The organism is Bifidobacterium sp. LH_230 (assembly GCF_056357555.1).
This window is the reverse complement of the sequence record NZ_JBKEWJ010000002.1, coordinates 149,681-172,782: the sequence shown is the minus strand read 5'-3', so window position 1 is coordinate 172,782 and position 23,102 is coordinate 149,681. Positions and strand designations below refer to the sequence as shown.

15 protein-coding genes and 1 riboswitch are annotated in these 23,102 nt (G+C 65.0%); of the genes, 12 read left to right on the top strand and 3 right to left on the bottom strand.

Annotated elements, in window-relative coordinates; translation table 11 throughout:
* The first annotated feature begins 15 nt into the window (after window positions 1-15).
* The 4 genes from AC1A0G_RS01735 (at window position 16) to purD (ending at window position 5,408) form a co-directional block, all read left to right on the top strand.
* The gene (locus tag AC1A0G_RS01735; protein ID WP_476527024.1) at window positions 16-1,353 is read left to right on the top strand and encodes a LacI family DNA-binding transcriptional regulator; all 1,338 of its coding nucleotides are present in this window, start codon (window positions 16-18) and stop codon (window positions 1,351-1,353) included.
* Window positions 1,354-1,456: 103 nt separating this feature from the next.
* A complete protein-coding gene (gene purF / locus AC1A0G_RS01730) occupies window positions 1,457-2,965 on the top strand; it encodes an amidophosphoribosyltransferase (protein WP_476527023.1) in 1,509 nt (502 codons plus the stop codon).
* Between the two features lie 60 nt (window positions 2,966-3,025).
* Window positions 3,026-4,063 (top strand): phosphoribosylformylglycinamidine cyclo-ligase, encoded by a 1,038-nt coding sequence (purM, locus tag AC1A0G_RS01725; protein WP_476527021.1) that lies wholly within the window; start codon window positions 3,026-3,028, stop codon window positions 4,061-4,063.
* Between the two features lie 73 nt (window positions 4,064-4,136).
* A complete protein-coding gene (purD, locus tag AC1A0G_RS01720) occupies window positions 4,137-5,408 on the top strand; it encodes a phosphoribosylamine--glycine ligase (protein WP_476527020.1) in 1,272 nt (423 codons plus the stop codon).
* Window positions 5,409-6,050: 642 nt separating this feature from the next.
* On the opposite strand, the gene AC1A0G_RS01715 is transcribed toward purD, so the two are convergent.
* A complete protein-coding gene (locus tag AC1A0G_RS01715) occupies window positions 6,051-8,276 on the bottom strand; it encodes an LTA synthase family protein (protein WP_476527018.1) in 2,226 nt (741 codons plus the stop codon).
* 299 nt (window positions 8,277-8,575) lie between these two features.
* On the opposite strand from AC1A0G_RS01715, the gene AC1A0G_RS01710 reads away from it, so the two are divergent.
* Window positions 8,576-9,952, top strand: a complete 1,377-nt coding sequence (locus AC1A0G_RS01710) for an alpha/beta hydrolase (protein ID WP_476527017.1) — start codon at window positions 8,576-8,578, stop codon at window positions 9,950-9,952.
* A gap of 188 nt (window positions 9,953-10,140) precedes the next feature.
* Window positions 10,141-12,642 (top strand): bifunctional lysylphosphatidylglycerol flippase/synthetase MprF, encoded by a 2,502-nt coding sequence (locus AC1A0G_RS01705; protein WP_476527125.1) that lies wholly within the window; start codon window positions 10,141-10,143, stop codon window positions 12,640-12,642.
* Window positions 12,643-12,974: 332 nt separating this feature from the next.
* Here AC1A0G_RS01705 and AC1A0G_RS01700 read toward each other — a convergent pair whose 3' ends face one another.
* The gene (locus tag AC1A0G_RS01700; protein ID WP_476527016.1) at window positions 12,975-15,140 is read right to left on the bottom strand and encodes a GTP-binding protein; all 2,166 of its coding nucleotides are present in this window, start codon (window positions 15,138-15,140) and stop codon (window positions 12,975-12,977) included.
* A 247-nt stretch (window positions 15,141-15,387) separates the two neighbouring features.
* Here AC1A0G_RS01700 and AC1A0G_RS01695 point away from each other — a divergent pair, with 247 nt between their 5' ends.
* From AC1A0G_RS01695 to ribH, 6 genes are all read left to right on the top strand, one after another.
* Window positions 15,388-15,915 carry a 3'-5' exonuclease gene (locus AC1A0G_RS01695; RefSeq protein ID WP_476527015.1) on the top strand — a complete coding sequence of 176 codons (528 nt, stop codon included), beginning with the start codon at window positions 15,388-15,390 and terminating at the stop codon, window positions 15,913-15,915.
* Window positions 15,916-16,026: 111 nt separating this feature from the next.
* Window positions 16,027-17,889, top strand: a complete 1,863-nt coding sequence (gene ilvD / locus AC1A0G_RS01690; RefSeq protein ID WP_214373208.1) for a dihydroxy-acid dehydratase — start codon at window positions 16,027-16,029, stop codon at window positions 17,887-17,889.
* Between the two features lie 227 nt (window positions 17,890-18,116).
* Window positions 18,117-18,258, top strand: a riboswitch (FMN riboswitch).
* Window positions 18,259-18,371: 113 nt separating this feature from the next.
* Window positions 18,372-19,487 (top strand): bifunctional diaminohydroxyphosphoribosylaminopyrimidine deaminase/5-amino-6-(5-phosphoribosylamino)uracil reductase RibD, encoded by a 1,116-nt coding sequence (ribD, locus tag AC1A0G_RS01685; protein ID WP_476527013.1) that lies wholly within the window; start codon window positions 18,372-18,374, stop codon window positions 19,485-19,487.
* Entirely contained in the window at window positions 19,468-20,145 is a 678-nt protein-coding gene (locus AC1A0G_RS01680; RefSeq protein ID WP_476527011.1) for a riboflavin synthase, read from the top strand. Before ribD ends, AC1A0G_RS01680 begins: the two co-directional genes overlap by 20 nt.
* Window positions 20,146-20,219: 74 nt before the next feature.
* Complete coding sequence (gene ribB / locus AC1A0G_RS01675; RefSeq protein WP_476527009.1) at window positions 20,220-21,512, top strand: 3,4-dihydroxy-2-butanone-4-phosphate synthase; 1,293 nt, start codon at window positions 20,220-20,222, stop codon at window positions 21,510-21,512.
* A gap of 2 nt (window positions 21,513-21,514) precedes the next feature.
* Complete coding sequence (gene ribH, locus AC1A0G_RS01670; RefSeq protein WP_476527007.1) at window positions 21,515-22,003, top strand: 6,7-dimethyl-8-ribityllumazine synthase; 489 nt, start codon at window positions 21,515-21,517, stop codon at window positions 22,001-22,003.
* A gap of 489 nt (window positions 22,004-22,492) precedes the next feature.
* On the opposite strand, the gene gmk is transcribed toward ribH, so the two are convergent.
* Window positions 22,493-23,098, bottom strand: a complete 606-nt coding sequence (gene gmk / locus AC1A0G_RS01665) for a guanylate kinase (protein ID WP_476527124.1) — start codon at window positions 23,096-23,098, stop codon at window positions 22,493-22,495.
* Between the last annotated feature and the right edge of the window lie 4 nt (window positions 23,099-23,102).

The following is a 23,102-nucleotide window of genomic DNA, read 5'->3' as shown; positions in this document are numbered from 1 at the left end:
GCATGCAACGAATGCATGGGCACGATGCGGCAGCAGGAAAGCGAAGAGGCGATGACCGTTCTTACCGAGACAGCCACAGGCACGTTGGCGGCCGGCGCAACCGGCACCGACGAGAAGAAGTATTTGCCGGCCGAGCGGCAGGACATCATCCTCGGCATGCTCTCGCGCGGCATCGTCGTGCGTGTCGATGAACTCGCCAAAACACTGGACACGACGCCGATCACCGTGCGACGCGACCTCAACACGCTGGCCAACGCCGGCCTGATCCGCCGCGTGCGCGGAGGCGCGACCGCGCTCGGCGACGACACGCAGATCACGGATCTTGCCGGCGATACCGCTGCCGTCCGTCCAGCCGTCGGCCAGCCATCGTCCGTGCGGCAGACCGCGACGTCGCGTGTCGCACGCGCGGCTTCAGCCATGCCATCGCTATCGTCGTCCCTGCCGCTGCAGCCGGCCGTCCAGCCGCTGCCGTCTGCGCAGACCGCGCGCTTCGCCGACACGGCCGCGCACGGCATGACCCCCACATTGTCGGGCACGATCGGCGTGATGTTCCCCGAGCCGAGCTTCAACTGGCCGGTCACGTCGCAGGCCATCGAAAAGGAGGCCGCCGACCATGACCTCGGCGTCGAGACGAGGTCGACCACGTACGACAACGGCGACGAGATCGCCATCGTGGAGGACTTGCTGTCCGATTCGTCGGTGATCGGTCTGATTCTCGCGCCGAGCGTGCGCATGCAGGGATCGGACATCTGGCAGTGGCTGAAGGACGCGCCGGTGCCGGTCGTGCTGGCCGAACGCGAACCGCCGTTCGGCGTGGACGGGCTGGGCATGGTGATGACCGACTACCGCACCGGCGTGCGGCAGGTCGTGGACCGATTCGTCGCGCTCGGGCACCGCCGGCTGGGACTCGCGCTCACGCACACGCCGGTCTCGGACTACATCGAGGACTGCTGGCGGTCGGTGACCTCACGGCTGGACACGGTGGACAGCGCGTTCGTGCGCACCAACGTCGCGCCGTACGATTCGGTGGGCGTCGAATCCGTGGCCAAACAGGCGATCGACGAGGGCACCACGGCGATGCTCGTACATTCCGACTGGCTGGCGATGTCGCTCGCGCAGACGCTGGAACGGCACGGCGTGGCGATGCCGTCCGATCTGTCGATGATCTCGGTGGACGGCTACATCACGCCGAACTCGCGGCCGCTGACCGCGATGCGCTCGGCGCACAAGGAGCTGGGCCGGGCGAGCGTCGACCTGCTCATCTCACGCTACCTGCATCCCGAACGGCCGGCGCGGCGCGTGATGATCGCGCCCGAATTCGTCGAACGCGGCTCGGTGGCCCCGGCCAAGTAGCCGCCGGGGGACGAACCTCGCGAACGGGACGATGTAGCCGGCAATTGGTAAGGTGGATTGCTAGTGAAATCCCCTGTCTCCTATGGTTCGGAAGGAGCTTGGCTTGTCGGCTGAACTCGAAGATATCCACGAAGAATGCGGCATTTTCGGCGTGTGGGGCCATCCCGACGCCGCCCGTCTCACCTATTTCGGACTCCACGCACTCCAGCACCGCGGCCAAGAGGGCGCCGGCATCGTCTCAAACGACAACGGCCACCTCATCGGCCACCGCGGACTGGGCCTCCTGACCCAGGTCTTCGGCGACGAGCGCGAGATCGCCCGCCTCAAGGGCGACAAGGCCATCGGCCACGTGCGCTACGCCACCGCCGGCTCCGGCACCACCGACAACATCCAGCCGTTCATCTTCCGCTTCCACGACGGCGACATGGCCCTGTGCCACAACGGCAACCTTACCAACTGCCCGTCGCTGCGCCGCGGTCTCGAGGACGAAGGCGCGATCTTCCACTCGAACTCCGACACCGAAGTGCTCATGCACCTGATCCGCCGCTCCACCAAGCCGACCTTCATGGACAAGCTCAAGGAGGCGCTCAACACGGTGCACGGCGGCTTCGCGTACCTGCTCATGACCGAGGACGCGATGATCGGCGCGCTCGACCCGAACGGTTTCCGCCCGCTCTCGCTCGGCCGCATGAAGAACGGCGCGTACGTGCTCGCCTCCGAGACCTGCGCGCTCGACGTGGTCGGTGCGGAGCTCGTGCGCAACATCCGCCCCGGCGAGATCATCGTCGTCTCCGACCACGGTTACAAGATCGTCCAGTACACCAACAAGACGCAGCTGGCGATCTGCTCGATGGAGTTCATCTACTTCGCCCGCCCCGACTCCGACATCTACGGCGTGAACGTGCACTCCGCCCGCAAGCGCATGGGCGCGCGTCTGGCCGCCGAGTCGCCGGTCGAGGCCGACATGGTCATCGGCGTGCCGAACTCGTCGCTGTCGGCCGCGTCCGGCTACGCGGAGGCCGCGCACCTGCCGAACGAGATGGGGCTGATCAAGAACCAGTACGTCGCCCGCACGTTCATCCAGCCGACGCAGGAACTGCGCGAGCAGGGCGTGCGCATGAAGCTGTCCGCCGTGCGCGGCGTGGTCAAGGGCAAGCGCGTCATCGTGATCGACGATTCGATCGTGCGCGGCACCACCTCCAAGCGCATCGTGCAGCTCCTGAAGGAGGCCGGCGCGGCCGAAGTGCACATGCGCATCAGCTCGCCGCCGCTCAAGTACCCGTGCTTCTACGGCATCGACATCTCGACGACGAAGGAGCTGATCGCCGCGAAGAAATCCGTCGAGGAGATCCGCGACTACATCGGCGCCGACTCGCTCGCGTTCCTTTCGCTCGACGGTCTGGTCGAGTCGATCGGACTGGGCGCGGACGCCCCGTACGGCGGCCTGTGCGTCGCGTACTTCAACGGCGACTATCCGACCGCGCTGGACGACTACGAGGACGATTTCCTCAAGTCGCTCACCCCCGAGGACCGCGTGCGGCTGCCCGAGTTCGCGCTCTACAAGAGCAAGTACGAGGGCAATGAGTACGCCACCGTCGATCCGACCAAGTAACTCCGTTTATCTGTCAGCCATCCAGATTTCCACAAGAAAAGAAGTATAGAAAGGTTCGTCATGCCCAAAGCCTATGAGAACGCCGGAGTGAGCGTCGAAGCCGGCTACGAAGTCGTCAAGCGCATCAAGTCGCACGTCGCCCGCACCAACCGTCCGGGTGTGGTCGGCGGCATCGGCGGCTTCGGCGGTCTGTTCGACCTCGCCTCCCTCGGCTACAAGGAGCCGGTGCTGATCTCCGGCACCGACGGCGTGGGCACCAAGCTCGTCGTCGCCAAGCTGGCGAACAAGCACAACACCATCGGCATCGACTGCGTGGCCATGTGCGTCAACGACATCGCCGCGCAGGGCGCCGAGCCGCTGTTCTTCCTCGACTACATCGCGTGCGGCAAGAACGATCCGGCGCTGCTCGAACAGGTCGTCGCGGGCGTCGCGGACGGCTGCGTGCAGGCCGGCGCGGGCCTGATCGGCGGCGAGACCGCCGAAATGCCGGGCATGTACGACGAGGACGAGTACGATCTGGCCGGCTTCGCCGTCGGCGTTGCCGAGAAGTCCGCCATCGTCGACGGCTCGACCATCACCGACGGCGACGTGCTTATCGGTCTGCCGTCCACCGGCGTGCACTCCAACGGCTTCTCCCTCGTGCGTAAGGCCCTGTTCGAGCAGGCCGGCTACACCGTCGACACCGAGCTGGACGAGCTCGGTGGCGCGAAGCTCGGCGACATGCTGCTCACCCCGACCAAGATCTACGTGAAGGCCCTCGCTCCCCTGTTCAAGGCGGGCGTGGTCAAGGGCGTCGCGCACATCACCGGCGGCGGCTTCATCGAGAACGTGCCGCGCATGATCCCCGAAGGCCTCGCGGCCGAGATCAACCTCGGCTCGTGGCCGGTGCTGCCGATCTTCGACGTGCTCGAGAAGGCCGGCGAAATCGACCACATGGAGATGTACAACATCTTCAACATGGGCATCGGCATGGTGCTGGCCGTCCCGGCCGAACGCGCCGACGAGACGCTCGAACTGCTCAAGTCCAACGGCGAGGCCGGCTACGTGATCGGCAAGATCACGCCGGACGCCGACGGCACGCAGATCGCACTCAAGTAACTCTTCCTTGTAGCAGTGGCTCTCCTGATCAGGAGAGCCACTTACTTGTCAGATACGAAAGGACTTATCAACAATGGGACAGAAGGTTCTGGTCATCGGCTCCGGCGCCCGTGAGCATGCGATCGCGCACGCCCTGCTGCGCGGCGGCAGCGTCGACGAGGTCACCGTCGCCCCGGGCAACCCGGGCATGGCGCTCGACGGCATCCGCGTCGTCTCGCTCGGCTCCTCCAACCACGCCGCGCTCATCGACTTCGTGAAGGATAACGGCTACGACTGGGTGTTCGTCGGCCCCGAGGTCCCGCTCATCGAAGGCATCGTGGACGCGTTCGCCGCCGCCGGCATCAAGGCGTTCGGCCCGTCCAAGGCCGCCGCGCAGATCGAAGGCTCCAAGGACTTCGCCAAGCAGCTCATGGTCCGCCACGGCATCCCCACCGCCAAGTACGAGACGTTCCACGAGCTTGAGCCGGCCGTCGCCTACGTGCGCGAGCACGGCGCGCCGATCGTCATCAAGGCCGACGGTCTGGCCGCCGGCAAGGGCGTGACCGTCGCGATGGACGAGGACACCGCGATCAAGGCGCTCGACGACATCTTCATCGACCATCGTTTCGGCAACGCGGGCGCCAAGGTCGTCATCGAGGACTATCTCGAAGGCCAGGAGTTCTCGCTCATGAGCTTCGTGAACGGCACCGAGTTCTGGCCGATGCCGATCTCGCAGGACCACAAGCGCGCCTACGACAACGACGAAGGCCCGAACACGGGCGGCATGGGCGCCTACAGCCCGGTACCGCAGATTCCGCAGTCCGTGATCGACACGGCGATCGAGACGATCGTCAAGCCCACCGTGGACGCGATGGCCGCCGAAGGCACGCCGTTCACCGGCATCCTGTACGCGGGCCTGATCGCCACCGCGGACGGTCCGAAGGTCATCGAGTTCAACGCCCGCTTCGGCGACCCGGAAACCGAGGTCGTGCTGCCGCGCCTGACCTCCGACCTCGGCGCCGGCATCAACGCGATCCTCAACGGCGAAACCCCGACGTTCGAATGGAAGACCGACGGCGCGACGCTCGGCGTCGTGCTCGCCTCCAAGGGCTACCCGACCAACGTCATCAAGGGCGCTCCGATTCCGCAGATCGACGTGGATGCCGACTCCCACGTGTATTATGCGGGCGTCGCCTCCGACGACAAGCACGGTCTCGTCGCCAACTCCGGCCGCGTCCTGTTCGTCGAGACCTCCGCCGAATCCATCAAGGCCGCGCAGGACAAGGTCTACGCCATCATCGACGCGCTCGACACGCACGGCATGTTCTATCGCCACGACATCGGCTCCAAAGCGCTGAACGCGTGATGATGGAGCGTTAGCTTCGCTGAGCCGTGAAACGGGCAGTCCAGTGGACTGCCCGTAGGCGAAGTGAGCCGCTTGCGGCGAAGGCCGTGCGACAGCGCGGCGGAGCACTCGACGTACTTCGTACGCCTTCGTGCTCCGCGCTTTGCTACCGCACGCATCATCACGCGTTCAGCCGGGTTTACGGAAGCCGGCTGGATATGGGAAAGGCTCCCCGAGGGGAGCCTTTCCCATATCCACCGTTCTTCATTCCGGTAACGGAATCGCGTTGCGCGCGATGCTGTTTATCAGCGGCACTACCGTGCCGCGACGCTCCCACAGTCACGCTTCGCGTGACAGCTCCCTCAGCCGAGGGAGCCAAGGCTCCGCCAGTTTCATATCGATTCCATGACTGCAGAGACGCCAGCCACAACACGTCTCTCGGCCCCCTCGGCTGAGGGCCGAGCAGTGAAGCAAACACCGGCGGTGTTTGTAGGCGAGGTGCGAGCGACAGCGAGCCAACAGGCGCGGCCGCAGGCCGTTCGCAATTGCAGGACGCTGTCAGCCGTAGGCTGACTGAGGGAGTGTCGCGGCGCGAAACGCGCCGCCAACAGCACAGCATCGCGCGCAGCGCGATTCCGTCCCAACAACCAGCCCTGCCCCGGCCTACGGCAGGTCCATGAAGCCGGAATCCTTGAGATAGTTCTTCCCGGCCGTGATGTCGTACTGGATCAGCCTGTAGTCCTCCAGCAGCTGCTTGGTCTCCTCGTCGAAATCGGCTTCGGCCATCGGCTTGCCGTCCGCATCAAGGTAGATGTTCTGGCCTTCCGGAATACGGTCCCATCCCTGGATCGAATTGACCACCGGAGGCTCCATCGCGGAGATCTTCGCATGCATCTCGGTCAGGAACGCGAGGTACGGCGACACCTTCGCGTCCATGTGCTCGGCCGCCTGTGCCACGAAGAAGTTCGGCGACGAGTAGGCGTCGTTGTCGATGTCGGTGCCCTGCGATCCGCTCGCCTTGTTCGACCAGATGAAATAGTCGGTCAGATGCAGCGCGAGCGAATTGTTCGTATCCGCGCTGGCCGTCTCGTAGATGCCGGGCAGATGGTCGCCGTAGAACACGACCGTGATCGGCTTGTCGAGCTTGTCCAACTCTTCGAGAAACGCGGAGGTCGCCTCGTCGGTCAAGCTCGCGCCCTTCTGGTACGTCTCGATCGACTTCGTCTCGTCCTTCTCGAGCGGCTGCGACGGATCGGTCGATTCGGCCGTGAAGTCGTTGTCCTTGTACCAGTCGTTGTACGGCATGTGGTTCTGCATCGTGATGATCTGGATGAACTGGTTCTTGTCCGTTCCCGAGATCTCCTCGAGCGCGCTCTTGTACGTCGCCTCGTCGGACACGTACGGCGAATCGTCGATCTTGTCCTGGTACTTGATGATGTCGTTGCCTTCGCCGTCGCCGGTCAGCGTGTAGAAGTGCGAGAAGCCGAACTTGACGTAGTTCGTCTGGCGCGAGTACATGGACGACTCGTACGGGTGGAACGCTTCGGAGAACTCGGCCGCGCCCCACATCTGGTTGATCGTCGGCGTCCAATGCTCGCTCGGCACGAGCTGCTGGTACGGGCTGGACAGCGACGAATCGAAGTTCGCCATGCTCAGTCCGCTCAGGCCCATGTACTCGAGGTTCGCGGTGCCGCCGCCGTATCCGGACGAGAACATGAGACCGGACGTGGTGCCGCTCTTGATCTTGCGGATGTTCGGGATGGAATCCTTGTTGACCTTGAGTCCGGGCACGCGCGACGGGTCGGAGAACGATTCGCTCAGCACGTAGATCACGGTCGAATCGGTCATGTTCTCGGACCGGTTCTCGTTGATCGTCTCGGCCTCGCCCGCGTACTTTTCGGCGAGCGCCTTCATCGTCTCCTCGCTGTAGTTCGCTGGCTTTTCCATGATGCGCGGGTTGAGCTGGCGCGTGAACGAGACGAGCGGGCCGTTGCGCTGCGCATCGTAGACGGAATCCCACATGCTCGGTTTGTCGCCCATCACGGTGGCGAACGACTTCGCCCACGAGCCGACGGTGCTTACCTGCATCGTGTACAGCGTGAAGAACAGGCCGGGGACGAGGATGAGCAGCAGCCGGACGCAGATGGCCAGACCGAGGTTGTCGAAGCGGATGAGTCGTCCGTTGCGGCCGTCCATGCGGTACAGCAGGTAGCAGATGAGCACGATGCCGATGAAGATCGCGACGGCTCCGATGATGGTCCAGTGCGCTCCCGGCGGCATGAAGCTCAGCAGGTTGCTTTTGTCGGCCTTGAGGAAGTTGAGGTCGGACGGCAGCACGGCCTCGTAGCGGATCTGCACCTTGAAATGCTCGATGACGGCGACGACGATGGCCGCTGCGAGGAAGAGCGGCGTGGCTATCCAGAACCGGTTGATGAGCATGAGCAGGGCGAGATAGATGACGCCCCACAGGATCAGGTTGAGCACGAGCACGAAGTTGTGGTCGGTCCACATCTTGGTGACGAATCCCCAGCCGACGGTGGGGCTGGACAGTTTCACGCGCGTGCTTTTGAGCGACACGCCCCATTGCAGGATGGCGACGGCGGCGAGGTCGAACAGGATGAAGAACACGGCGTACAGCCCGCCCGGGAACGGGCGGCTGCGGAATTTGAACCATCGGCGTTCGTTGCGTTCCGCCTGGTCGTCGGATTCGTCGGACGCGTCGTCCGGTCCGTCCTCGCCGTCCACGGCATCCTCGCTCAGGCCGTTCGCGTCATCGGCGTCGAGCGTGCCGGCAGACGCGCCTGTAGTATTGCGGCGCTCCCCTTTGCGGGCGATCCACAGTTCCTCGATCTCATCGTCGTTCACAGCGTGTTTGTTGTCGTTGGTCATAAACCTGCACTTCACGAGTAGTTTCACTGTCTGCTTGCTTCGCGGTCAGCCGGCGCGGCCACGGGCGTCTCATCACCGTGCCACCGCAGACGGCATATCGCACCTATTGTCCTCGCCGTTGCTGACAAAGCGGGCATCGCCCACGCAACGTTCACGATTGCTCCGTTTTTCGCCCGGTTGTGCGGGACGGCACTCATATCGGCCGGCATGATGAGCCAAGATCATTCCCGCGATGGATTCGCGTTAGCAGATTAAGCGCCTACACTATCGCGGTTGGACCGTATATGGGAGGCTGAAACATGGAGGAATCGACGTCTTGGGTGCGCTCGTTGATGTCGATGGAACTGGTGTCCGGCCCGGTGCCCGCGGTGGCGTATGCCTTGGGCGCGGCCGGACTGGTATTGCTGATCGTATGGCAAGCGTTGCGCGATGACCGCAGACTGCTGTTCGGTCAGGCGGTGGCCGCGATCGGCGGCGGCGCGTTGGGACTGCTGGTGGCTTGGCTGATCTCGGACGGGATCATGGTGTTCGGCGTTTCGTTGGGATGGCCGGTGATCCTCACGGCCGCTGCCGGTTTCGCCGCCGTAGGATTCGCACTCGCCGCGGCGGTGTGCGCGCACAGACTGCGCCGTGTGCTTGCGGTGCTCATGGTGCCGGTGCTGCTGGTGGGCACCGGCTTGCGTATCGACGCGATATACGGCGAATATCAGACGATCGGCGCGCTGTTCAACTATTCGCTGTACCAGTCGGTCGATTCGGCTGGTCTGAAGGACGGTTCGATCAGCGTGACGCAGTGGCGCAAACTGGCGGCGGACGGCGATCTGCCGTCCATGCCGAAACACGGCAAAACGTACTCGCAGCATATCGACAATACGCAATCCGGATTCCCGGCACGCGACGCGATGATCTGGCTCCCGCCGGCGGCGTTGAGCAAGACGCCGCCGCGTCTGCCGGTGCTGATCCTGCTCGCCGGCCAGCCGGGCAGCCCGGGACGTGCGATGTCGGCCAGCGGCATCACCACGCTGCTCGACGACTACGCCGCCACACACGATGGACTCGCCCCGATCGTCGTCTCGCCCGACCAGAACGGCGCGGACGCGATCAACAGCCTGTGCGCCGATACGACAAAACGCGGCAAGGCGGAGACGTATCTGACGCGCGACGTGCCGTCCTGGATTCGCGACCACCTGCCGGTGTCCACAAAGGCCACGGATTGGGCGATCAGCGGGTTCTCGCAGGGCGGAACCTGTTCGACGCAGCTGGCGCCGCGCCACCCGGAGCTGTTCGGCACGATGATCGCGGTGGACGGCGAGATCGCGCCCACCGACGGCAGCGTGGATCACATGGTCGCCGCGTATTTCGGCGGTGATCGCGCGAAGTACGAGGAGCAGGTGCCGGTGAACGCGATCGCCGCGCACGCGCCGTCCGATCAGGCCGCGGTGTTGGCGGCCGGCGAGAACGACACCGCATCCGTCTCCAACGTGCGCACGATCGGCAAGGCGGCCCGCAAGGCCGGCATGGACACGATCACGCTGGAAGTACCCGGCACCGGGCACGACTGGCATGCGGTGAACGCGACGCTTCAGGCGGCACTGCCGTGGTGGTGCGCCCGCATCGGACTGGGAACAACGGACAAGACATGGTCAGACTACACGAAACTGAAGGTGATTCGATGAACATCCCGACGACCATCGGCTCGACGGCGCAGCCCGCACGGCAGCCGTCGACGCCCACGACACAACCATCGCCGTCCGGCGCACCGACCGGCACGTCCGCCAACGGCCACGCCGAACGCCGCGACCATCCCCGCGAGCAGCACTCCCCCGCCCTGCGCGCGTTGTCCGGCGACGTACGCACGTGGATCATGGCCCACCTGTTCTCGGTCTGGTTCGTCACCACGTTCGCGGTCTGCAACGTGGTCGTCTGGATCGTCGCCGCCATGCTCGGCCACGGACTGCCACTGACCGAACTGGCCACATCGATGGGCGAGTTCAGCCTGCCGAAACTGCTGGCGACGCTGCTGCTGTCGCGAGGCATCCTGCAGCTGCTGATCGACGTCGTACTGCTGCTGGTGATGCTCTCGCTGTCGGAACCGCTGCTGGGACGCATCCGCATGCTGCTGATCGGCGCGGCATCCACACTGGCCGGCACGGCGGTCGGACTGTCGCTGTGCGCCGGATTCGCCGCGCTCATGCAAGGCACCGCCGTCATTGACCGACTCCGGTTCGTCCTCAGCCCATTGACGCTTGGCGTAGGCATGCTGATGGCGGCGAGCGCGTTCAGCCGGCCATTGTGGAGGCGTCGCATGCGGCTGATCGGCTACGCGTCGATCATCGCCGCACTGCTGTTCAGCGGTAACCCCGGCAACTATTGCATGCTGGCGGCCGCGCTCACCGGTCATCTGATCGGCTCATTCTTGGCGAAGCGCAACGCTACCGCCGCCGCGCACGTCGATCCGATGCACTGGCAGTTGAGCACATCATTCGAGGCGCGCCGCATGTTCGCTGCATTCGCGCTGGTGCTCGCGCTCGGCCCGATCCTCGCGATCACCTCGCCCGTCCACGCCGGCCCGCTGAGTTCGCTCGGCCTCATGCTCAGCCCAGTCGACCCGGACACCGCACGACTGGCCGCATGCCTGGCCGGCACCGCACGTCACGGATGCTTCTTCCAATTCGACCTGCTGCGCTCCTCGATGCCGGGCGCGATCCTGCGGTCGCTGCTGCCGACCGCAGTGATGGCGCTCATGGCATGGGGACTGTATCGCGGGCGTCGTCTCGCCGCATGGGTGACGGCCATCTGCGACCTGTGCGCGAGCGCACTCGCCGTCATTTACTATCTGGTCATGCCGCTGGCGTTCGCGCCGGATGGATTGGTCTCGCTGGCCAGGCATGGGGCGGTCACGGCATGCGTGGTGAACACGCTGCTGCCGGCCGGATTCGCGGTCGCGCTGCTCATGTCGCTGCGGCATTTTCCGATCCGCACCGATATGCGTCACGTGTGGCGCGGACTGGCCGCGATCATGGCCACGCTGCTGGCATGCACGGCCGTCTATCTGGGGTTCGGATTGTCCCATCCGCGTGATTTCAAGCCCGCCGCCACGCCGGCCGACCTGCTGGTCGAGCTGCCGGGTCGGTTCGTACCGATCGGCTTCCTGAGCCATACCCGTCTGCGGTTCATGCCGGTGACGGTCCTGTCGTCCGTCGTATATCAGGGCGTCGGCTTCGTCTTCTGGACGGTGGTGCTGGTCGTATGCGTCCGCTGGCTGCGCGACATGCTGGTGCGCGACGAGCAGGCGCGGTGGACGGCGAACGGTCTGGTCGAGCATGGCGGCGAATCGATGAGTTTCATGACCACGTGGGAGGGCAACCGGTACTGGTTCTCCCCCACCGGCCGTTCCGCGGTGGCCTACCGGGTGATCAACGGCATCGCCCTGACCTGCACCGGCCCGTTCGGCGAGCGCGGCGAATGGCTGACCGATCTGCGTGAGTTCGCCCGGTTCTGCGCGGCGCATTCCTGGTCGCCGGCGTTCTATGCGGTGCATCGCGAGCAGCGTGACGCGTTGGTGGATTCCGGCTGGTATTCGCTGGAGGTGGGCGGCGAGATGGTCGTCGATCCGCGCACGTGGAAGACGACCGGCAAGAAATGGCAGGATATCCGTACGGCGATCAACAAGGCGAAGCGCGACGGCATCGTGGATGTGCTCACGACGTTCGATGATGCCGGCGCGGACGTGCACGAGCAGATCGAGGAGATCTCCGAGCAGTGGGCCGGCGAGAAGGCGCTGCCCGAGATGAAGTTCACGCTGGGCGGCGTCGAGGAGCTGCGCGATCCGCGCGTGCGGATACTGTACGCGGTCGATGCGGACGGTCTGGTGCTGGGCGTCACCAGTTGGCTGCCGACGTGGCGCGACGGGCGCGTCGCCGGATGGACGCTGGACTTCATGCGCCACCGCACCGATTCGCCGAACGGCATCATGGAATTCCTGATCGCCCGCATGGCCGAACGGCTGCGCGACGAGGGGCAGGCCGATCCGGAATCGGCGGCCGAGTTCATGAGTCTGTCGGCCGCGCCGTTGGCCGGCATGAATCCTGACCGCGACAACACGGACGAATCGGGGCGTACGGATACGGGCACGGCGATGCTGCAGCACGCGCTGCAGATCGTCGCTGACTGGATGGAACCGGCGTACGGGTTCCATTCGCTGTTCAATTTCAAGCGCAAGTTCCAGCCGAGCGAGGAGCCGGTGTACGTGTGCTATCCCGATCCCGCCGCCCTGCCACAGCTGGGATTGGCGGTCATGCGCGCCTATGTGCCGTCCGTCAGCGCATCCGAGGCGCTGGCCATGCTCAAGACGCTCCAGCGGTAGCGGCCATCATCCATCGCCACCCATCGCACATCCCATCTGCGTGATGTTTCCGCTAGGAAAGTCCCGTTACTAGCCAGAACATCACGCAAAGAAGCACATCCGCGTGATGTCCTTGCTAGGCGAAGCCCGGTCCTAGCCGAAATATCACGCAAACAAGCACATTCACGTGACGTCCTTGCTAGGCGAAGCCCGGTCCTAGCCGAAATATCACGCAAGGAAGCTTGTTGGCGTGATGTTTTGGATATAGGGGCCTGACACTAGCCAAAACATCACGCGGACAAGATTATCTGCGTGATATTGGGGATAGGATGCCTCGGCTGCCAGCACCAAGATCACGCCGTGGCGGTGGCGTAGGCGAGGTGCATGAAATCGGGGACCTTGTACCATTTGACCGGGTAGCCGGCACCGTGGGCGCAGAACACCGAGTCGGGGGTGTTGTCAAGGTCGGATTCAGGATCGTAGGCGGCTTCGCGGATCACCTCGTCGGCGTTGTGGCATGGCCGGTAGCCGCCGAACGTGCACGACAGATGGCCCAGTCCGTGCGTGTAGGCGTTCACGTCCATCGCGTAGTCGCGCATTTCGGATACCGGGCAGTCGCCGGTCAGCGTCGCGTAGTCGCCGTCGATGTCGGCCGGGTCGAATGTGCCGGCCATGCGCTGGATGTCGGCCATTGCCCGGCCGACCATATCCTGCGGCACTTCCAGCCGGAACCGATACCATGGTTCGAGCAACCGGCACCAGCCCTGTTCGACCGGGCGGTCGTCGCCATCGTTCGCATCGGCATCCCGGTCACCGGTCGCGCCAACGTTGTCACCGCGAGTCGCGACGGCGGAACCGGCACCATCTGCGGACGCATCCTCGGCATCGGAACCATACCCGGATACGTCGCCTTCGGCTCGTGCCATCATCAGGCCCTGCCGCACAGCCCGGTACGTGGCCTGGCGGAAGTCGCCGCCCTCCGTATGCTTCTCGTGGGCGCGCCCGGCGACCAGCGTGAGCCTCATGTCGGTGATCGGCGAGCCGGTGAGCACGCCCAGATGCTCCTTCTCGGCCAGATGGGTCAGGATCAGCCGCTGCCAGTTACGCGCCAGCACGTCGACGCTCACCGTGCTGGCAAAGCTCAGGCCGGACCCGGGTTCGGTCGGTTCGAGCAGGATATGCGCCTCGGCATAGTGGCGCAGCGGTTCGAAATGACCGACGCCCTCGACCGCGTGCGTGATCGTCTCGCGGTACAGGATGCCGCCCGGACCGAATTCGACGTCCAGCGAGAACCGGTCGTGCATGATCTGCCGCACGATCTCCAACTGCACCGCGCCCATGAGCTGCACGTGGATCTCCTGCAGACGCGGCACCCACACCACATGCAGCAGCGGGTCCTCGTCGTCCAACTGCTGCAACGCCAGCAGACACTTATGGACATCGTTGTCACCGGGCAGCAATGTATACGTAAGCACCGGTTGCAGACTCGGACTGGCCGCATCCCGTTCACGGCCCAGCCCCTCCCCCGGGAACGTGCGCGTCAGGCCGGTCACCGCGCAGATCGCGCCGGCCGGTGCCGATTCGACGGTCGTGAACTTCGCGCCGGAGTACACGCGCACCTGATCGATCTTCTCGCTCCAGCCGCCGTCATCCGACCCGTCACGCCCGGCACGCGCCGCGTCCTCCGCCGCCTCGCCGTCATCCGGGCCTTCCGCAAGCATCATCTTCGCGCGCAGCTCGCCGCCCGTCACCTTGAGCCAGGTCAGCCGGTTGTCCTGCGCGTCGTGCGAGATCTTGTACACGCGCGCGCCGAACGTGTCGGCCGCCGCATCGTAGTCCGGCTCGCGCACGTATCGTTCGAATCCGGTCAGAAACGTGTCGATGCCGTCCATTTTGAGCGCCGATCCCCAAAAGCAGGGGAACAGCTTGCGTTCGGCGATCATGCGCCGGATGTCGTCGAGCGGTATCGCGCCGTCCGACAGCAGCGCATCCGTCGCTGCCTCGTCCTGCATCGCGACGTCCTCGCTCGTCTCCGGAGTCGCGGCATCGTCCTCGAAATCGGTCACGCCGTCGCCGAACCGGTGCTTGAGCTGCGCCAGCAACGCCGCACGGTCCGCGCCGGGCGCATCCATCTTGTTGACGAACAGGAACGTAGGCACCCGGTAGCGCGCGAGCAGCCGCCACAGCGTTTCGGTGTGCCCCTGCACGCCGTCCGCGCCGGAGACGACGAGCACCGCGTAGTCGAGCACCCGCAGCGTGCGTTCGGTTTCTGCCGCGAAATCGACGTGGCCGGGCGTGTCGAGCAGGGTGAGTTCAAGATCGCCGGATTCGATGACGGCAGGCTCGCTGAAGATCGTGATGCCGCGGGCGCGTTCCATCGCGTTGGTGTCGAGGAACGCGTCGCCGTGGTCGACTCGGCCGAGTTTGCGGATCGTGCCGGTCTGGTACAGCAGCGCCTCGGACAGCGTGGTCTTGCCCGCGTCCACGTGCGCGAGGATTCCTGCGACGATGTGCTTCATGCCGACGCTCAGCTCCTTGCCTTGTGTTCCGTTATCTTCCGTCCGCGTTCACCCGTGCCGGTTGCCGACGAATACAACCTGTTTCACGGCTTGTTTCATGACCGGGACGTCTGTTCCCCCACCAGCATACCCACCGGCGTGTGCCGGTATGGTGCATGCCTGTATGATGAGGATTCGCCCGCACGCCGATGACGGGGAATGACGATCGGCATGCGGCGGACGGATTCAAGGATACGGAGGTACAACGATGACCATGCAGCAGCTGCCCGACGACTATGTGGTGCTCGATCTGGAGACGACCGGCATCAGCTGGCAGCGCGACACGATCATCGAATTCGGCGCGGTCAAGGTGACCGGTCGCAAGCCGGTCGCCACGTTCCAGCAGCTGGTCAACCCGCTGCGGCCGCTGCACTGGCGCATCACCCAGCTGACCGGCATCACCGACGAGATGCTCGAACCGGCCCCCGATCTGGACGACGTGCTGCCCGTGTTCCTCGACTGGTGCGGCGACAATGTGCTGATCGGGCACAACATCAACCGTTTCGACATCAAGTTCATCGACATCGCCGCGCAACGGCTGCTGCACCGCCAAGTACCGAACCGCGTGATCGACACGTTGGACATGAGCCGCACGATGTTCCCCGACGAGCGGCATCATCGTCTGCTCGACCTGATCCAGCGGTTCGACATCGCCGACGTGGAGGAGCACCGTGCGCTGGCCGATGCCGAACAGACGCGCATGTGCTTCGAATGGATGCGCGATCACAGCCGCTGATCGCAGGTGCGCGGGCGGCTTCCGGTACGCCGCGCAACGTAAACGATATGTGAATTCCACTATCCGACTATTGACAACACGCGTGTCTCGATTAAGGGCTTGAATAGAGTCATGGCAGAAATGAGATCCGCGAAACTGATGAATGGGCGCGTATTCGCGGGCGCCCGAGCCCTCTACCGAGCCGCCGGTGTCGACGGCAAGGATTTCGGCAAGCCGATTATCGCCATCGCCAACTCGTTCGATGAGTTCCTTCCCGGCCACGTGCACCTCAACAAGGTCGGCCGCATCGTCTCCGAGGCGATCAAGGAAGCCGGCGGCATCCCGCGCGAGTTCAACACGATGGCCGTGGACGACGGCATCGCGATGGGCCACACCGGCATGCTGTACTCGCTCCCCTCCCGTGACATCATCGCGGACACCGTCGAATACCAGGTGAACGCGCACTGCGCCGACGCGCTGATCTGCATCCCGAACTGCGACAAGGTCGTGCCGGGCATGCTCATGGCCGCGCTGCGTCTGAACATTCCGACGATCTTCGTTTCCGGCGGTCCGATGGAAGCCGGCACCACGGTGCTCGCCGACGGCACCGTCAAGAAGAACACCGATCTGATCTCCGTCATGTATGCGTCCGCCGACGACAACATCTCGGAGGAGGATCTGCTCAACTACGAGAAGACCGTGTGCCCGACCTGCGGTTCGTGCGCCGGCATGTTCACCGCGAACTCGATGAACTGCCTCACGGAGGCGATCGGCCTAGCGCTTCCGGGCAATGGTACGATCCTGGCCTCGCACGGCTTCCGCAAGGAGCTGTTCCGCAAGGCCGCGCGCGAGATCGTGCACATCGCGAACCGCTACTACCACGAGGATGACGATTCCGTGCTGCCGCGTTCGATCGCGACCAAGCACGCATTCGAGAACGCGATGACGATGGATGTCGCGATGGGCGGCTCCACGAACACCGTGCTGCACATCCTCGCGATGGCGCAGTCGGCCGACGTAGACTTCACGCTGGACGACATCGAGCGCATCTCGCACACCGTGCCGTGCATCTGCAAGGCGTCCCCGTCCGGCAAGTGGGAGATCTCCGACGTGCACCGCGCGGGCGGCATCACCGGCATTCTCGGCGAGCTGGACCGTGCCGGCAAGCTGCACCGCGACGTGCATTCGGTCGATTACCCGTCGCTTGAGGCCAAGCTGGACGATTGGGACATCATGCGCCCGACCTGCACCGAAGAGGCCAAGACCATGTACCATGCGGCTCCGGGCCACATCGTGTCGCCGGAACCGTGGACGCATGAGACGCTGTTCGATTCGCTCGACACCGATCGTGTGAACGGCGCGATCCACGACATCGATCATCCGGAGATCCACGAGGGTGGTCTGGCCGTGCTGCGCGGCAACCTCGCGCCGGACGGCTGCGTCGTCAAGACCGCGGGTGTGCCGCAGGAGATCTGGAAGTTCCGCGGACCGGCGCTGGTCGTCGAGTCGCAGGAGCAGGCCATCGAGGTCATCCTCAACGACACGTTGAAGCCGGGCATGGCGCTGGTGATCCGTTACGAGGGTCCGAAGGGCGGCCCGGGCATGCAGGAGATGCTGTACCCGACGTCGTTCGTCAAGGGCAAGGGCATCGGCAAGCAGGTGGCCATGCTGACCGACGGCCGTTACTCCGGCGGTTCGTCCGGTCTGGCAATCGGCCACATCGCGCCTGAGGCCGCGAACAAGGGTCCGATCGCGCTCATCAAGAACGGCGACATCATCAACATCGACATCGAGAACCGTTCGGTGAACGTGGAGCTGACCGACGAGCAGCTGGCCGAGCGCCGCGCCGAGCTCGAGGCCGGCGACGGCTACGTGGCGCACCGCGACCGCAAGGTGTCGCAGGCCCTCAAGGCCTACGCTGCGTTCGCTCGCTCCGCGGACAAGGGCGCCACTCGTGACCCCGACCTGATCAACAAGCTGTCCGGCCTCGCCTGATGATCTTCTGACCAGACATACGAAGGGGGCGGAATCGCACATGCGGTTCCGCCCCCTTCGTCGTATCTCACCACTGCTTATCAGAGCATCGGCATGCGCCAACGGTTCCGTGCGGCGGCCATACGCATTCCCGATAGCCGACTCATGCCAGCGCATATGTCCGCATATCGGACATGCCATGCGGCGTTGACTGGACGTCTCCGTATGCTAAGCCGCGATAACCGAACACGCATCTTCAGGGCAGGGTGAAATTCCCGATCGGCGGTACAGTCCGCGAGCAGCGCGCCTTGGCGCGATGTTGGAGCATACGCTCATGAACCGGTGAGACTCCGGTACCGACAGTTACAGTCTGGATGGAAGAAGTTGCAGCAGCACGATGCAGGCGGAAGCATATCCGAATGCCGTCTATCCGCATGCGGTCGTGCCGTCACTGATCCCACGAATCCCTGGACATGCCCTCGTTGCCGAAGGAAAGGGGTTTCATGGGCGACAGGGAATTCATGTCCGTGGCATTGCGTCACGCACGGCTTGGGGCTGGCAAGGTCAATCCCAACCCGATGGTCGGCGCCGTCATCGTACGCGACGGCCGCATCATCGCCACGGGCCATCACGATCACTTCGGTGGATGGCACGCCGAACGCGCCGCACTCGAAGCGGCCGCCGCGGCCGGCGTCGACGTGCGCGGCGCCACCATCTACGTCACGCTCGAACCATGCTGTCACACCGGCAAGCAGCCGCCATGCTCGCAGGCTCTCATCGACGCCGGCATCGCACGCGTCGTCGTCGGCTCCCCCGACCCGAATCCGCTCGTCGCCGGCAAGGGCATCCGCCAGCTCGCCGACGCGGGCATCGCCGTGACCGAAGGCGTGCTGCGCAGCGAATGCGACGCGCTCAACGAGATCTTCCTGCATGCCATCGTGACGCATACGCCGTTCGTCATGCTCAAGTACGCGATGACGCTCGACGGCCATATCGCCACCGCATCCGGCCTGTCGCAGTGGGTCACCGGCGAGGCGGCGCGGCGGCGCGTGCACGAGGACCGTGCGCGCTTCGCTTCGATCCTCGTCGGCGTGAACACCGTGCTCGCCGACGATCCGCAGCTCACCAGCCGCATCGAGCATGGGCACAACCCGCTGCGTGTGATCTGTGACACGCATCTGCGCACGCCGCTCGACGCGCAGGTCGTGGCGACCGCCGCACACACCCCCACGATCATCGCCACCGCCAGCGCGAATGACGCGCGCGCCCAGCAGTACCGCGACCGTGGCTGCGAAGTGCTGCGCGTCGTGACCGACGGCGACGGCCATGCCAGCATCGCAGCCGTCGCCGCAGCGCTCTATGCGCGCGGCATCGACAGCATCATGATCGAAGGCGGCAGCGGCATCGCATGGTCGGCGCTGGACGCGGGCATCGTCACGAAGGTCAGCGCCTACATCGCGCCCAAGCTGTTCGGCGGCGCCGGCGCGCCTGCGCCGATCGGCGGCCTCGGCGTCGCCTCGCCTGACGACTGCTTCCGCATCGCGCATCCGGCCGTCAGCGCCATCGGCGACGACATCCTCATCGAAGGAGGCGTGGACTATGTTCACCGGCATCGTTGAGGACCTCGGCACGGTGCTGGCCGTGGAGCGCGGCGCGGACTTCGCCCGGCTGACCGTCGATTCGCCCGTCGTCGTCACCGACCGCACCATGCTCGGCGACAGCATCGCCGTCAACGGCGTGTGCCTGACGGTCACCGGCCTGCATGGCACCGCATTCACGGCGGATGTGATGCACGAGACCCTGCGCCGTTCCAGCCTCGGCGCGCTCAGGCGCGGCAGCCACGTGAACGTGGAGCGCGCAATGCCGGCGGACGGCCGCTTCTCCGGGCATTTCGTCTCCGGGCACATCGACGGCACCGGCACCATCGCCTCGATCACGCGCGACGGCATCGCCACGGCGTACGCGATTCGCGCGCCGTACGCGCTGCTGCGCGCCATCGCCGAAAAGGGCTCGATCGCCGTCGAAGGCATCAGCCTGACGGTCACGTTCGCCAATGCAGATGCGTTCGGCGTCGCGGTCATTCCGCACACCGCAGCGCACACCGTCCTGCCCGAACGCCGCGTGGGCGACATCGTGAACCTCGAAATCGATCCTCTGGCACGGTACGTGGCGCGGCTCATGGCGATGCCGGCGCGCGCCGCCGACGCCAGCGCCGATGCCGCCAGTGCGCACGCCGATGGCATCACCGAGCAGTTCCTCGCCGCGCATGGATTCTGACGCGCGGCCGTCATCGCCCCGTCATCACCTTTCATCATCGTCAACCTGTCATTGCTATCTGCAAGGAGCCTACCATGGCCATCACCGATTCCAACTCCCCTGTCACTGCCGCATCCCCCATCGAGCCCGAAGTCGAACGCGCCGTTGCTCGCGCGATCCGCGACATCGCCGCCGGACGCATCGTCGTCGTCGCCGATGACGAAAGCCGCGAGAACGAAGGCGACCTGATCTGCGCCGCCCGCTACGCCACCACCGCCAACATCGCGTTCATGGCGACGCATGGCCGCGGCCTCATCTGCACGCCCATGAGCGCCGAACTGGCGACACGTCTTGAGCTGCCGCCCATGTGCACGACGAATACCGACAACCATCAGACCGCGTTCACCGTGTCCATCGACCATGTGACCACGTCCACGGGCATCAGCGCGCGCGACCGGTCGCTGACGGCGCTGGCGTGCATCGACCCTGATACGCGTCCGCAGGACTTCCGCCGTCCCGGCCACATGTTCCCGCTGGTGGCGCGTCCCGGCGGCGTGCTGGAGCGCAACGGGCACACCGAAGCGACCGTGGATCTGGCGCGTCTGGCCGGGCTGGAGCCGTGCGGACTGTGCTGCGAGATGATGAAGGAGGATGGCACGATGATGCGCCGCGACGACCTGCGCGCCTTCGCCAGCGAGCACGGTCTTGCGATCATCACGATCGCGCAGCTGCAGGCCTACCGTCGCGCCCACGAGTTCCCGCGCACGGTGCGCCGCGTCGCGCAGGTGCAGCTGCCGTCCGACTATGGCACGTTCACGATGGTCGGCTACAAGGCGGATGGCGCCGAGCATGTGGCGCTCGTCATGGGCGACGACGTGCTTGCCGCCATGGCCGGCGGCGACGCCGTGCGCGAGCCGGTGCTGTGCCGCGTGCATTCGCAGTGCCTGACCGGCGACGTGTTCGGCTCGCAACGCTGTGACTGCGGGCCTCAGCTGCGTGAGGCGATGCGTCGCGTGGCCGAGCGCGGACGCGGCGTCATCCTGTACCTGAGCCAGGAGGGACGCGGCATCGGTCTGCTCAACAAGCTGCGCACGTATGAGCTGCAGGATCAGGGCTTCGACACGCTCGACGCGAACCTGAAGCTCGGCTTCCCCGCCGACGCGCGCGAATACGAGACGGCGGCGGCGATGCTGCGGAATCTGGGCATCGCGTCGATCGATCTCATGACCAACAACCCCGACAAGATCGGCCAGCTTGAGCGCGCCGGCATTGTCATCGACCGTCGTGTGCCGCTGGTCATTGCGCCCACCGACTACGATGCGAAGTATCTGTCCACCAAGGAACATCGAATGGGGCATCTGCTGGGTGCTCTGGCAAAGGAGAACTGATCATGACGGTATTCGAAGGACAGCTGGTCGCCAACGCCGCGAACGGCGAGGCGGCGCCGATCCGCATCGGCATCGTGGCGGCGCGGTTCAACGAGTTCATCACGTCGAAGCTGCTGTCGGGCGCGCTGGACGGCCTGAAGCGGCATGGCGTTGCCGAATCGGATGTCGATGTGGCGTGGGTGCCGGGATCGTTCGAGATTCCGATCGCCGCGAAGCGCATGGTGTCGACGGGCCGCTACGATGCGGTGATCTGCCTTGGCGCGATCATCCGCGGCAGCACGTCGCATTACGATCTGGTGTGCAACGAAACGGCGAAGGGCATTGCGCAGGTGTCGCTGAGCACGGATGTGCCGGTGCTGTTCGGCGTGATCACGACCGAGAACATCGAGCAGGCGATCGAACGCGCTGGCACGAAGGCCGGCAACAAGGGCTTCGACTGCGCGCTGGGCGCCATTGAAGTGGTGAATGTGCTGCGCGCCATCGGTGCCTGATCCGTCCCTCCAGGCATCGCGGAATAACGCGTGCGACCTTGCGGCCGCTTACTTCGCCTACGGGAAACCCACTGGACTTCCCGCTTAACGGCTCAGCGCAGAGGGCGCTCCGTTATTCCCTACAACGCCGCCTTCGCCCGCTCCGCCGACAAAGGCGCGACCCGTGACCCGGAGCTGATCAACAAGCTCTCCGGCCTCGCGTGACAGGCATTTTCGCCCGATATTGAAAAACCCTCCCGATCGTTCGGGAGGGTTTTTCATATCAGAGCTGCTCCATCATTCGTCGATGCCGGTATCGCTGAATAACGTGTGCGACTTCAAGGCGCACCGAGGGAAGCGGTACTCAGTACCGCGACCGAGGAGCAACGCAGAAGGCGCTCCGTTATTCAGCGATACGCCGCATCAGCGAATGATGCGTGCGGAGACCGCCGTCCGAAACCGAAGGCGTGCTTAGCACGTCGAGGTTGAGGAAAGGCGGTATACGCTCCATCATTCGCTGATACCGTATTCCTTGGCTAACAAAGTCCACAATTCCTCTGCCGCCTTGTCGACGTTGTCGTTGACGATGGTGACGTCGAATTCGCTTTCGGCGGCGAGTTCGACTTTGGCGGTTTCGAGACGGCGATTGCGCTCCTCTTCGGTTTCGGTGCCGCGGCCGGTGAGACGACGGACGAGTTCGTCGAAGCTGGGCGGGGCGATGAAGACGGAGAGGACTTCCATGCCGAGTTCCTTGGCGCGTTCCTTGACGCGGCGGGCGCCCTGCAGGTCGATTTCGAGGATGGTGGGCGTGCCGGCGGCCAGATGCTCCTCAACGGGCTTGAGCGGCGTGCCGTAGTGTGCGAGACCGTGCACGACGGCGGTTTCGAGGAACTCCCCTGCCGCTTCCTTGGCGATGAACTCGTCGTCGGTCATGAACCAGTAGTTCAGGCCGTTCACTTCGCCCGGGCGCGGCTTGCGGGTGGTGGCGGAGACGGACACCCATACTTCGGGGTGCTTCTTGCGCAATGCGGTTTCCACGGTGCCCTTGCCCACGCCGGCGGGACCGGTGAGCACGAGCAGTCGGCCGCCGCGCAGCGCCTGTTCGTTGTTGTCCATAGCG